This is a genomic window from Catenuloplanes niger (assembly GCF_031458255.1).
Taxonomy (GTDB): domain Bacteria; phylum Actinomycetota; class Actinomycetes; order Mycobacteriales; family Micromonosporaceae; genus Catenuloplanes; species Catenuloplanes niger.
Window position 1 is genome coordinate 2843367 of sequence record NZ_JAVDYC010000001.1, and the last position, 12442, is coordinate 2855808.

Below are 12442 nucleotides of genomic sequence, written 5' to 3' on the forward strand. Positions count from 1 at the left end.
ATTGTCAACCCCGTGATTTCCGGGATCTCCGCGGCCGGCAGCCCGGTGCGGCAGGCGAGTCTGCGCCGGCACAACCTGCGGCTGGTGCTGGCCCAGATCGCTCTCTCGAGCCCACAGTCGCGCGCCGACGTCGCCGCCGCCACCGGCCTCACCCGCGCCACGGTCTCCACTCTCGTCGACGATCTCGTCTCCGGCAGGCTGTTGCGCGAGGTCTCGCCGGCCCCGCGCAGCGGTGCCGGCCGGCCCGGCGTCGGGCTGGTGCTCAACGACGCGGACGGCCCGGCCGGGCTCGGGCTGGAGATCAACGTCGACTACCTGGCCGCGTGCGTGCTCGACCTGGCCGGCGCGGTCCGCCACCGGGAGATCCAGCCCGGCGACCGGCGCGGCGACTCGCCCGCCCGGGTGCTGGCCGACGCCGCCTCGCTGGCCGCGCGCGCCCGCCTGGTGGCGGAGGACCAGGGACTGACCATCGCGGGTACGGCCGTGGCCGTGCCCGGCCTGGTCTCGCCGGACGGCACGATCCGGCTCGCGCCGAACCTGGGCTGGCGGGACGTGGACGCGTCCGGCTTCACGCCGGGCCCGCTCACCGTGGAGAACGAGGCGAACCTGGCCGCGATCGGCGAGCTGCACCACGGCGCACCCGCCGGCCCGTCCAGCTTCCTCTACGTCTCCGGGGAGATCGGCATCGGCGCCGGCATCGTGCTGCACGGCAGCCTGTTCCGCGGCGCCCGCGGCTGGAGCGGCGAACTCGGCCACGTCGCGGTCGACCCGGACGGCCCCGCCTGCCGGTGCGGCGCCCGCGGCTGCCTGGAGCAGTACGCGGGCCAGGAGGCGCTGCTGCCGCCCGGCCGCACCGTCGGCGACCTGACGGCGCTCGCGTCGTCCGGCGACGCCGCCACGCTCGCCCGGCTGGCCGCCGCCGCGTCCGCGCTCGGCGTCACCATCGCCGGGGTGATCAACCTGCTGGACGTGGACACGGTCGTGCTCGGCGGCATCTACGCGCCGCTCGCGCCGTGGCTCTCCCCCGGCATCGAGGCCCAGATCGCGTCCCGGGTGCTGACCGCGGGCTGGTCACCGGTGCACGTGCGCCCCGCCGGGCTCGGCAGCGACGCGGCCGTCGTCGGTGCCGCCGGTGCGATCATCCGCGCGGTGCACGAGGAGCCCGCCGGCTGGCTCGTCGAGACCTCACCCGGTACGCCATAGAGACACGACACACATCGCGGGGGTACTCTCGGCGGACGATGGCCGTACAGCACGGGCCAAACCGGCCGGAACCCATCCTCGCCACAGCGTCGGCGGTCCCCTCAACGACCGTCGCCGTCTCGGCCGACGCCGCCGCGATCGACGAGGCGGCCGAGGCGCTGCTGGGTGTCTGGGACACCGCCCGGGAAAAGGCCACCAACCGTCTCTCGGGCTCGCAGCTGCGGGCCCTGCTGGTCGTGGAGCAGGACGAGGGCATCAACCTGGGCAGGCTCGCCGGCAACCTCGGCATGATCCTCTCCTCCGCCAGCCGGCTCTGCGACCGGCTGGTGGCCGCCGGCATGCTGGAACGCGAGCCGGGCCGCGCCGACCGCCGGGAGATCGCCCTCAGCCTCACGTCCGCCGGCCGCGACCTGCTGGACGAGGTGCGCGCGGAACGCCGCGACCAGCTCTCCGGCGTGCTCGCCCGGATGTCGCCCGCGTCCCGCGCCGCCCTGGTGACCGGCCTCCAGGCCTTCAGCGACGCCGCCCGGCCGGCCGCCGAGGAGTCCCCGGCCGCGGCCCGCACCGCCTGACCGCACGCCGGCGGCACGACCGGGTCAGTAGGCTCCGCGCGACCGGACCACCGCGCCGACCGTCTTCCACAGGATGGTGAGGTCGGCGGCCAGCGACCAGTTCTCGACGTAGAACAGGTCGAGCCGGACGCCGTCCTCCCAGGAGAGGTCGGACCGGCCGCTGACCTGCCAGAGCCCGGTCATGCCGGGCTTGACCAGCAGCCGCCGGGCGAGGTCGCCGTCGTACCGCGCCACCTCGGAGGGCAGCGGCGGTCGCGGGCCGACCAGGCTCATGTGCCCGAGCAGCACGTTGAACAGCTGCGGCAGCTCGTCGAGCGACCACTTGCGCAGGAACCGCCCCACCCGGGTGACCCGCGGGTCGTTGCGCATCTTGAACATCAGGCCGTCGGTCTCGTTCTTGGCCTTCAGCTCGGCGAGCAGCGCGTCCGCGTTGGTTACCATGGTGCGGAACTTGTAGACGCCGAACTCCCGCGAGTCCAGGCCGACGCGCGTCTGGCGGAAGATGACCGGACCGCGGCTGTCGATCTTGATGGCGATCGCGATCGCGATCATCACCGGCAGCGCGGCCAGCGTGACCAGCAGCGCGATGCTGCGGTCGAGGAGCTCCTTGATGAGCTTGCGGCCGCCGCGGAACTCCGGTGACTCGACGTGGATCAGCGGCAGGCCGGCGACCGGGCGGGTGTGGATGCGCGGGCCGGCCACGTCGGTGAGCGCGGGCGCCAGCACCAGGTCGACGTCGGTGCCCTCGAGCTGCCAGCCGAGACGGCGGAGGCGGCCGGCGGTCAGCTCGCCGGAGGCGGTGACCGCGACCGTGTCCACGCCGGTGGCGGCGACCGCGTCGAGGATGCCGCGGAACGACCCGACCACCGGCACGTCACCGAGGCGCTGCGGGACCGGCGCGAGCAGCGCGTCCGGGATGCAGGCGCCGACCACCTGGTATCCGGCGTACGGCTCGCGGCGCAGCGTGTGGACCAGTTCCAGCACGTGCGGCGCGTCGCCGACGACGAGCACCCGGCGGGCCCAGCCACGGCCGGCCCGGCGCTGGCGGTGCAGGTGCTGGCGGACCGCCCAGCGCGCGGCGATCAGCAGGACCGTGCCGAGCGCGAACGAGATGGCGAGGAAGCCGCGGGCGACGCCGATGTCGATGATGTAACCGGTGATCGCGACGCCGGCGGCCATCCGCCCGCTGGCCGTGAAGATCCGGCGGTACTCGTCCGCGCCGTAGCCGAGCACCCGGTCGTCGTAGCAGTGCGCGGCCTTCAGCGAGAGCAGCCAGACGACCGCCAGGACCGGCAGGATCACGTAGTAGGGCACGTCGACGCCGATGACCGGGGTGGCGTAGAAGCGCCCGACGTAACCGGCCAGGACGGCGAGCGCGACCACGGCCGCGTCGATCACCACGAGGGTACGGACGTAGCGGTGCTGCCGGAGGCGGAGCGTGGCCACCGAGGCGTCCTGCCGGGTGTCGCCCGGCTGCGTCCCGGACGACGGCGCTAGCGTCGCTGACGTCATCGGCCCTCCCACCCGTTGTGCCCGCGGAAAGGCGGGAGGCCCATGATCACTCAGTAGGGCCGGTCGCAGAATATCCGCGGCCGATCACCGTCAGCTCCGCCGTACGGTGGAATTTCCGCTGGCCGGACGGGTTGCCCGAGGGCGACGGCGGCTCAGCCGACCGTCGCGGCGCGGGAGGCGATCGCCTGCAGGAAGATCTCGTCGATCTTCGCCGGGTCCTGGGCGACGAACGCGCCACCGCCCCCGGCCGCCGCGATGCTCTCCAGCTCCTCCTTGTTGACCTCGTTGCCGATGCCGATCAGGATCACCCGGACCGGTCGCTTGGCGTCGGACTTCTCCTTGAGCTGTGCGACCAGTTCCTCGCGGCTGATGCTGTTCGCGTCCTCGTTCTGGCCGTCGGTGAAGAGCACCACCGAGTTGACCTTGTCGGCCTGGTAGCCCTCCTGGACCGCGAGGTACGACGCGAGCACGGTGTCGTAGAGGCCGGTGGCACCGCCGTCGACCGGCTGGACCTCGCCCAGCGAGGCCTGCAACGCGTCCCGCTGCTTGCTGAGCTGGCCGATCGGGACCAGCTCGCGGTAGTCCCGCGAGCCCTGCAGCTCGGTGGAGAACACCCAGACGCCGAGCCACCACTCGTTGTCGAGCAGGCCCAGGCCGCGGCCGGCCGCCTCGACCATCACCTGGTTGCGCGTCTTGTCCGCGGCCGTGGGCACCGGGCTGAGCATCGAGCCGGAGACGTCGAAGACCACCAGCATGCGGCCGGGCGACGTGATCGCGGTCCAGCTGGCCAGCGCGCGGCCGATCGCGGCCGCGTCCAGCCCGTTGGCCGCGCCGCCGCCGGTGGCGGGCGCGGACGCGGCGATCGCCGCCGGGCTGGGCGCGCCGGTCGGTGCCGCGAACCCGCCGCCCGCACTGCCGTCGGCGCTGCGCAGGCCGGCCTTCGCCAGCGCGTCGCGGTACGCCGGGCTCGACGTCAGCTCACCGAAGAGCAGGTCGGCCGCGTTGCCCTTGGCCGCGTCCGCCTCCGGCATCACGGCGAACGGATAGTCCAGCGCGACCGCGGCCGGCTCGACGTAGAGCGCGGCCAGCGACACCGGGGGCTGCGTCGCGTTGTACGCGATCACGTCCTCCTCGGAGAGCGCGGCCAGGCTGACGCCGTCCGCCAGGGCGGCCGGGTCCTCCGACTTCGGGAACTTCGCCATCAGGTCGGCGCGCAGGTTGGACCGGTTGAGCGCGAGCGTGCGCAGCACACCCACGCGGGCCGCGTCGTTGCCGTTGCCGGCCGACGCCTGCCCGAGCGCGAGCAGACCGGCCAGGCCGGAGGCGTCCCGGGCCGGGTCGACGATGCCGGCCTTCAGCGGGGAGTCGCTGCTGGTCATCTGGCCGAGCAGCTCGGACCACTGCAGCTTCTTGTCCGGCCAGCCGACCGTGGTCTTGGCCAGCGGCTCCGGCATGGCCACGACGACCGGGCTGGTCGCCACGGAGGCGCCGTTGAGCGGCTGGAACCCGGGCGCGGCCTGCTCGAGGCGCTGCAGCCAGGTCGACGAGTCCGGCACCCAGACGTCGGGCAGCACGGTCGCGCCGCTGCCCTGCCCGACGCCGGTCAGCGTGGTGGCGTGCTTGGTCGCGATCGCGGCCGCGATCTCGACCGGCTCGGCGGCCTGCACGGTCACCTCGAGACAGCGGCCGTCCACCCCGGCACCGGCCGCGACCTTCGCCTCGGCGGCGGCCTTGATGGGCTCGACGATCTCGGGAGACGCCGCGACGCTCAGCGGCACCGACCCGGTGCAGCTGGGCTGCGATAACTGTCGGTAACCGAGGTAGGAGCCGGAGACGACGGCGACCAGTGCCATCGCCGCGGCGATGGCACCGGCTCCCCGAAAGCTGCTGTTCATTCGATGGCGGCCTGGCACACGCCAATACTCCGCACGATCGTGGCCGAACGCCACAGACGTTCGGACGAAAGTTACGGAGAAGAAACCGATCTATACCAGCAGAATCACTGTTAGTAATTGATCAGTCTCCGCGCGTTGGCAAATACGGTAAGACCGGCACAGTAGTTTAGGAAAGCTTTAAGGTTGCCGTCCAGACCCCATCTCGGCAAGCATCCGCCAAATCGGACGTAACGCCCCGGAAATATCTCGATCAAGCGCGCAGAACGCATGTCGGGGTGCCGAGCTCCAGCACAGGGCCCCCGGGCGCGGGAATTCCGGTCTCCGGGTCGATGCGGAACGTGATCACGGTGTCCGATCTCTCGTTCGCCACGTAGAGGAACTCCGATCCGCCGGGATCGATGCTCGGCATGATCGAGAAATGGCGCGGCCAGACTCCGCCGGACGGCACCTCGCCGACCAGTGCGGGAATGCCGGACGTCGCTTGCAGCGCGAAAACGGCAATCGTGTCCGGGCCCCGATTGGCGACATACCCGAAACGCCCGTCCGCGCCGAGGCCGATCTCGGACGGCTGCACCGGCCCGTCCGCGTCGCTGGTCCGCGCCCGGCCGCGCTCACTCAGCGTGCCGTCCGTGGCCGCGTCGTACCCGGTGATCGAGCCGTCCAGCTCACCCACCAGATAGAGGCGGCCGTCCCCGCGGGCGAGGTGCCGGGGGCCGGTGCCGGGACGGACGTGGAACGGCGCGGGCGGCGGCTCCAGCCGGCCGCTGTCCGGATCCAGCCGGTACGGGAAGAGCCCGTCCACGCCCAGGTCGACCACCCACACCCGGTCGCCGTCCGGGTCCGGCGTGGCCATGTGCGCGTGCGGTCCCTCCTGCCGGTCCTCGACCGGGCCGCTCCCGGAGTGCTGCCGCAGGTCGGTGCGCTCGCCCGGCACGCCGAGCAGGTCGAGCGGGTGCACGGAGACGCTGCCGCTGCCGTAGTTCGCGGTCACCAGGTGCCGGCCGTCCGCGGTGACGGCCAGGTGGCACGGGTGCTCGCCGCCGGTGGGCTGCTCGCCGAGCAGCGTCAGGTCGCCGTCCGCCGCGATCGCCCACGCGGTGACCCGGCCCTCGGCCAGCTCGCCGGCCGCGTACAGCACGGGCAGGCGCGGGTGCCGGGCCAGGAACGACGGGGACGGCGTGGTCGCGACCAGGCGCGGTGCGGAGAGCTCGCCGGTCCGCGGGTCGCGGCGGGTCACGGTGATGCCGTCACCCCGGCCGCCCGCCTCGGAGGTGTAGCAGCCGATGAATACGAGTTCGCCGTCACTCATGATCCGATGAAACCAGAGTTGCCGGTGGTACGCGCGCCAGGGGCTGCACGGCCGTTCCGCGTCGCGCCCGCCGCGGACCGGCCCGGACGGCACGGCTCACGAGGTGGGCGTGGGGACGTGCGGCGGGAGGAGACGCTCGCTCCGGAGCGCGGTCCACAGCTCGGCCGGGATCGGCAGCGCGGTCAGGTCCACGTTGTCGTCCACCTCCGCCGGCGTGCGGGAGCCGCAGACCACGGCCGCGACCGCCGGGTGGCCGAACGCGAACTGGAGCGCGACGGCGCGCAGCGGGACCCCGTACCCCCGGCAGACGTCCTTGATCCGGAGGGCCCGCTCGAGCTGCTCGCGCCGGGCGGGCGCGTAGTCGAAGCGGGAGCCGGGTCGCGGGTCGGCCAGCAGGCCGGAGTTGTACGGCGCCGCGGCCAGCACGGAGATGCCGCGGCGGGCGGCGAGCGGCAGCAGGTCGCCGAGCGCGGACTGGTCGAGCAGCGTGTAGCGGCCGGCCACCATGACCGCGTCCGGGCCGGGCGCGCCCGTCGCGCGGATGAACGCGGCCAGCATCGGCGCCTGGTTCATCCCGATGCTGATCGCGCCGACCGCGCCGGACCTGCGCAGCTCGGCCATGGCCGGCAGCGCCTCGTGCAGCGCCGGCAGGTAGTGGTCGTCCGGGTCGTGCAGGTGCAGCAGGTCCACCCGGTCCAGGCCGAGCCGGTCCAGGCTCTCCTCGACCGAGCGGCGGATCGCACCGGCGGAGAAGTCGAACCGCGTGCTGACGCCCGGCGGCAGCTCGGCCCACAGCGGGTCGGTCGCGTCGCCGGGCACGACCAGCCGGCCGGCCTTGGTGGAGAGCACGAGCTGGTGGCGCGGCTTGTCGCGGAGCGCGGCGCCGGCCCGCCGTTCGGAGAGGCCGTGGCCGTAGAGCGGCGCCGTGTCGAACAGCCGGATCCCGCGCTCCCAGGCGCGGTCGACGACGGCCGTGGCGGTCTCGTCGCCGACCGGGGCGTAGAGGCCGCCGATCGGGGCGAGGCCGAGGCCGAGCCGGGTGACCAGCACGTCGCTGCCGCCGAGCCGGATGCGTGCCGCCGGATCCATGCCTTCTCCTTCGCACCGTAGATCCTATAGGATCTGCCTACCGTGTTCCCCCTCACACAGATTAGGTCCCGATGCGCCCGGTCCGGAGACTCACGCTCACCGATGACGTCTACACGTCGGTCCAGACGCTGATCATGGATCACGCGATGGCGCCGGGCGAGAAGATCAACATCGACGCGCTGGCGCGCCGCCTGCAGGTCTCCCCCACGCCGGTACGGGAGGCGCTGGCCCGGCTCGAGTCCGACGGCCTGGTCCGCAAGCGGGCACTGGTCGGCTACACCGCGTCCCCGCTGCTCAGCCGCGCGGAGTTCGAGGACCTGATCGAGATGCGGCTGCTGCTGGAACCGGCCGCGGCCGCGAAGGCGGTCTACGCCGACGACCTGCGCGCCGAGGCCGACCTGCCGGTGCAGCCGGACGCGCCGGGCTTCCAGGGGATCGCCGGGTTCACCGCGCGGGACGCCCGGTTCCACCACCGCGTCGCGGAGCTGTCCGGCAACGGGATGCTGCACGACGCGATCGTCCGGCTCCGCTCCCACCTGCACCTGTTCCGGCTCAACTTCCCGCAGAGCCACTACGGGACCAGCGCGGCCGAGCACCACCGGATCGTCGACGCGATCGCGGCCGGGGACGGCGCCGCGGCCGGTGCGGCGATGCGCGACCACATCACCGCCGCCCGCGAGCGGCACCTGTCCTACTTCGGGAGCTGACGCCGTGCGGATAGCGCTCTTCATCACCTGCGTGAACGACCTGATGTACCCGGACACCGGCAAGGCCGTGGTGTCCATCCTGGAACGGCTCGGGCACGCCGTCGACTTCCCGGCCGCGCAGACCTGCTGCGGGCAGATGCACGCCAACAGCGGCTACCGCGCGGAGGCGATGCCGATGGTGCGCGGGTTCGTCGACACGTTCCGCCGCTACGACGCGGTGGTGGCCCCGTCGGGCTCCTGCGTGGCGATGGTGCGTGACTCGTACCCCCGGCTGGCGCTCGGTGACCCCGCTCTGGAGGCCGCCGTGGCGGAGGTGGCGCCACGCACCTACGAATTCGCGGAGCTGCTGGTCGACGTGCTGGGCGTGACCGACCTGGGCGCGGTCTTCCCGCACACCGCGACGTACCACCCGACCTGCCACGGGCTGCGGATGCTGCGCCTGGGCGACAAGCCGCTGACGTTGCTGCGGGCGGTGCGCGGGCTGGAGCTTCGCGAGCTGGCCGGCGCCGAGGAGTGCTGCGGGTTCGGCGGCACGTTCGCGCTGAAGAACGCCGGCGTCTCGGCCGCGATGCTGGCCGACAAGTGCGGCGCGGTGGACTCCACCGGCGCGGAGTACGTGGTGGCCGCGGACAACTCCTGCCTGACCCACATCGGCGGCGGGCTGTCCCGCCGCGCGGCGTCGACCGCGAAACCGATCCACTACGCCGAGATCCTCGCCAGCACCGGGAGCGCACAGTGAGCCACGGGACCGGGAACATCGTCGCGCTCAGGCCGTTCCCGGACGCGGCGCGGCTGGAGCTGGACGACGCGCAGCTGCGAGCCAACCTGCGGCGCGCCACGCACACGATCCGGGACAAGCGGCTGCGCGTGGTCGGCGAGGTCGACGACTGGGAGGACCTGCGCCGGTCCGGCGCCGCGATCAAGGACGACGTGCTCGCCCGCTTGCCCGAGCTGCTGGAACAGTTCGAGGAGTCCGCGACCAGGGCCGGCGCGGTGGTGCACTGGGCGCGCGACGCGGCCGAGGCGTGCGACGTCGTCACCCGGCTCGTGCGCGAGACCGCGGCGCGCGAGGTCGTCAAGGTCAAGTCGATGGCGACCCAGGAGATCGGGCTCAACGAGGCGCTGGCGGCGGTCGGCATCGAGGCGACCGAGACCGACCTCGCGGAGCTGATCGTGCAGCTCGCCGAGGACACGCCGTCGCACATCCTGGTCCCGGCGATCCACTACAACCGCAGCCAGATCCGGGACATCTTCCGGTCCAGGATGCCCGGCGTCGCGGCGGGGCTCACCGACGACCCGCCCGCGCTGGCCGAGGCCGCGCGCACGCACCTGCGGGCCAAGTTCCTCAGCGCCACGGTCGGCGTGTCCGGTGCCAACTTCGCGATCGCGGACACCGGCACGCTGGTCGTGGTCGAGTCCGAGGGCAACGGGCGGATGTGCCTGACGCTGCCGCAGACGCTGATCTCGGTGGTCGGCATCGAGAAGATCCTGCCGACGTTCGCCGAGCTGGAGGTGTTCCTCCAGCTGCTGCCGCGCTCGTCGACCGGGGAGCGGATGAACCCGTACACCTCGATGTGGACCGGGGTCACGCCCGGCGACGGGCCGCAGACCACGCACGTCGTGCTGATCGACAACGGGCGGACCGCCACGCTGGAGGACGAGGTCGGGCGACAGGCGCTGCGCTGCATCCGCTGCTCCGCGTGCCTGAACGTGTGCCCGGTCTACGAGCGGGTCGGCGGGCACGCGTACGGGTCGGTCTATCCCGGGCCGATCGGTGCGATCCTGTCGCCGCAGATGACCGGCGCCGGCGCGAACAAGACGCTGCCGTACGCGTCCACGCTCTGCGGCGCCTGCTTCGACGCCTGCCCGGTGCGGATCGACATCCCCCAGGTGCTGGTGCACCTGCGGCAGAAGGGACCCAAGCCGGCGGCGGAGCGGGCCGCGTTCCGCTCGCTCTCCTGGATCATGCGGGATCGCCGCCGGTACGCCGCCGCGCTGCGTGCCGCCCGCCGGGGCAGTGCGCCGCTGCGCGGGTTCGGGCGACTGCGCCGGCTGCCCTGGCCGGCCTCCGCGTGGACGGACAGCCGGGACGTGCCGCTGCCGCCGAAGCAGACCTTCCGGGAATGGTGGACCAAGCGATGAGCGACGCGCGTACGGAGATCCTGGCCCGGGTCCGGGCGGCCCGGCCCGCCTCGGCGCCGCCGGTGCCCCGCGACTACCGCCGCGACGTGCCCGGCATCGACGTGGTCGAGGTGCTGGTGGACCGGCTCGTCGACTACCGGGCCGGCGTGCACCGGGCCACCGCGGCGTCGCTGGCGGACGTGCTCGGCGGGCTGCTGGCGTCCTCGTCCACCGTGGTGGTGCCGCCCGGCCTGCCGGCCCCGTGGATCCCCGGGCCGGTCCTGCGGGACTCGTCCGACGCGCCGATCTCGGTCGCCGCGCTGGACGAGCCCGGCGTCACGGTGGTCACCGGCGCCGCGGTCGCGATCGCGGTCACCGGCACGCTGATCCTGGACGCCGGTCCCGACCAGGGCCGGCGGGTGCTCAGCCTGGTGCCGGACCACCACGTCTGCGTGGTCTGGACGGATCAGATCGCCGGCGGCGTGCCGGCCGCGCTCAGCCGGCTCCCCGACCCGACACGGCCGCTCACGCTCGTCTCCGGTCCGTCCGCGACCAGCGACATCGAACTGAACCGGGTGGAGGGTGTGCACGGCCCGCGCCGGCTGGACGTCGTCATCGCCACGCGCTGAGCGCCGGCCCGCCTACGACGGCGCTCCGGCCAGGCTGAGCCCGCGGCGCTCGGCGACGTACTCCACCAGCGCGATCAGCACGCTCTTGCCGGAACGGCGGTCCCGGGCGTCGCAGAGCACGATCGGCACCTCCGGGTCGAGGTCGAGCGCGGTCCGCAGCGCGGCCTCGGTGATCTCCTTGTGGCCCTCGAACATGTTGACCGCGACCACGAACGGCGTGCCGCGCTGCTCGAAGTAGTCGACGGACGGGAAGCAGTCCGCGAGCCGCCGGGTGTCGGCCAGCACGACCGCGCCGAGCGCGCCGAACGCCAGCTCGTCCCAGAGGAACCAGAAGCGGTCCTGGCCGGGCGTGCCGAACAGGTAGATCTGCAGGTCCTCGCTGATCGTGATGCGCCCGAAGTCCATCGCGACCGTGGTGGTGCCCTTCTGCTCGACGCCGAACGTGTCGTCCACGTCCAGGCCGAGGCCGGTCAGCACCTCCTCGGTCTGCAACGGCCGGACCTCGCTGACGGAGCCGACCAGCGTGGTCTTCCCGGCACCGAAGCCGCCCGCGATCAAGATCTTGAGAGCCGTCGGTACGGTGACCGACTGCTCGTCATAGCGCACGGAGTCCATTAACAACCGCCTTGAGGATGTCTTCGTCATGCCGGCGAGCCGCGGGCGGCTCGTACATGGAGATCAGGTCGGCGGCCAGCAGGTCACCGAGGAGGACCCGGATCACGCCGAGCGCCAGGTTCAGTTTCGCGGCCACCTCCGCCACGGAGAGCGGCTCGCGGGAGGCCGCGAGGATGGCGCGCTGCTCCGGGCTCAGGTGGGCCGGCCACGCGTTCTCCCCGGCCCGGGAGACGACGAACGCCACCAGGTCGAACCCGCCGGCGACCGGGCGCACCCGGCCACCGGTCACCGCGTAGGCGCGGACGACCGGGCCGGCGTCGTCGTCCATCCAGTGCGTCTCCGGCTCGCCCGGCCGCTGCGGCATGTCCGGTGGCCTATCCCGCATCGGTGTGCACCCCCGGGGTTCGCTGGGTGGCGCTCATGGTCTGCCCCACCCGGGTGACGAGCATGGCCATCTCGTAGGCGATCAGCCCGATGTCGGAGTCGGACGCGGCCAGCACGGCGAGGCAGGCACCCGCCCCGGCCGCGGTCACGAAGAGGTACGCGGACTCCATCTCGACCACGGTCTGCCGCACCGGGCCGGCACCGAAGTGCCGGCTGGCACCCTTGGCGAGGCTCTGGAAGCCGGCCGCCATCGCGGACATGTGCTCCGCGTCCTCCCGGCTCAGACTGCGCGACGCGCCCATCAGCAGGCCGTCGGAGGAGAGCACGACCGCCTGGTGCGCCGTCGGGACCCGGTCGATCAGGTCGTCGAGGAGCCAGTTGAGGTTGGCGGAGGAGGTCATCTGCT

General features: G+C 73.2%; 13 protein-coding genes. 6 read left to right on the forward strand and 7 right to left on the reverse strand.

The genetic code is table 11. From position 1 onward, the window contains the following. Window positions 1-12 precede the first annotated feature (12 nt). Complete coding sequence (locus J2S44_RS12240; RefSeq protein ID WP_310412235.1) at window positions 13-1203, forward strand: ROK family transcriptional regulator; 1191 nt, start codon at window positions 13-15, stop codon at window positions 1201-1203. Between the two features lie 38 nt (window positions 1204-1241). Continuing rightward, a complete protein-coding gene (locus tag J2S44_RS12245; protein ID WP_310412237.1) occupies window positions 1242-1775 on the forward strand; it encodes a MarR family winged helix-turn-helix transcriptional regulator in 534 nt (177 codons plus the stop codon). Window positions 1776-1799: 24 nt separating this feature from the next. On the opposite strand, the gene J2S44_RS12250 is transcribed toward J2S44_RS12245, so the two are convergent. From J2S44_RS12250 to J2S44_RS12265, 4 genes are all read right to left on the reverse strand, one after another. Further along, window positions 1800-3287, reverse strand: coding sequence for a sugar transferase (locus tag J2S44_RS12250; protein ID WP_310412240.1), 1488 nt, complete (start codon window positions 3285-3287; stop codon window positions 1800-1802). Window positions 3288-3439: 152 nt separating this feature from the next. Then, complete coding sequence (locus J2S44_RS12255; protein WP_310412243.1) at window positions 3440-5140, reverse strand: substrate-binding domain-containing protein; 1701 nt, start codon at window positions 5138-5140, stop codon at window positions 3440-3442. Between the two features lie 292 nt (window positions 5141-5432). After that, window positions 5433-6494 carry a lactonase family protein gene (locus J2S44_RS12260; protein ID WP_310429622.1) on the reverse strand — a complete coding sequence of 354 codons (1062 nt, stop codon included), beginning with the start codon at window positions 6492-6494 and terminating at the stop codon, window positions 5433-5435. Between the two features lie 93 nt (window positions 6495-6587). Next, window positions 6588-7580 (reverse strand): aldo/keto reductase, encoded by a 993-nt coding sequence (locus J2S44_RS12265; RefSeq protein WP_310412245.1) that lies wholly within the window; start codon window positions 7578-7580, stop codon window positions 6588-6590. Window positions 7581-7651: 71 nt separating this feature from the next. Here J2S44_RS12265 and J2S44_RS12270 point away from each other — a divergent pair, with 71 nt between their 5' ends. From J2S44_RS12270 to J2S44_RS12285, 4 genes are read left to right on the forward strand one after another with little or no spacing between them, the layout of a single operon-like run. After that, window positions 7652-8287 (forward strand): GntR family transcriptional regulator, encoded by a 636-nt coding sequence (locus J2S44_RS12270; RefSeq protein ID WP_310412247.1) that lies wholly within the window; start codon window positions 7652-7654, stop codon window positions 8285-8287. 4 nt (window positions 8288-8291) lie between these two features. Continuing rightward, entirely contained in the window at window positions 8292-9026 is a 735-nt protein-coding gene (locus tag J2S44_RS12275) for a (Fe-S)-binding protein (protein WP_310412250.1), read from the forward strand. Further along, on the forward strand, window positions 9023-10429 hold the full coding sequence (locus J2S44_RS12280; protein WP_310412253.1) for a LutB/LldF family L-lactate oxidation iron-sulfur protein: 1407 nt from the start codon (window positions 9023-9025) through the stop codon (window positions 10427-10429). The genes J2S44_RS12275 and J2S44_RS12280 overlap by 4 nt, the downstream gene beginning before the upstream one ends. Then, the gene (locus J2S44_RS12285) at window positions 10426-11037 is read left to right on the forward strand and encodes a LutC/YkgG family protein (RefSeq protein ID WP_310412256.1); all 612 of its coding nucleotides are present in this window, start codon (window positions 10426-10428) and stop codon (window positions 11035-11037) included. Before J2S44_RS12280 ends, J2S44_RS12285 begins: the two co-directional genes overlap by 4 nt. A gap of 12 nt (window positions 11038-11049) precedes the next feature. Here J2S44_RS12285 and J2S44_RS12290 read toward each other — a convergent pair whose 3' ends face one another. Genes J2S44_RS12290 through J2S44_RS12300 form a run of 3 tightly spaced genes read right to left on the reverse strand, consistent with a single transcriptional unit; the run spans window position 11050 to window position 12437 of the window. Next, window positions 11050-11652: a GTP-binding protein gene (locus J2S44_RS12290; protein WP_310412259.1), complete on the reverse strand. Its 603-nt coding sequence runs from the start codon at window positions 11650-11652 to the stop codon at window positions 11050-11052. Further along, complete coding sequence (locus J2S44_RS12295) at window positions 11633-12037, reverse strand: DUF742 domain-containing protein (protein WP_310412262.1); 405 nt, start codon at window positions 12035-12037, stop codon at window positions 11633-11635. Before J2S44_RS12295 ends, J2S44_RS12290 begins: the two co-directional genes overlap by 20 nt. Continuing rightward, window positions 12027-12437 carry a roadblock/LC7 domain-containing protein gene (locus tag J2S44_RS12300; RefSeq protein WP_310429624.1) on the reverse strand — a complete coding sequence of 137 codons (411 nt, stop codon included), beginning with the start codon at window positions 12435-12437 and terminating at the stop codon, window positions 12027-12029. Before J2S44_RS12300 ends, J2S44_RS12295 begins: the two co-directional genes overlap by 11 nt. Window positions 12438-12442: the final 5 nt, after the last annotated feature.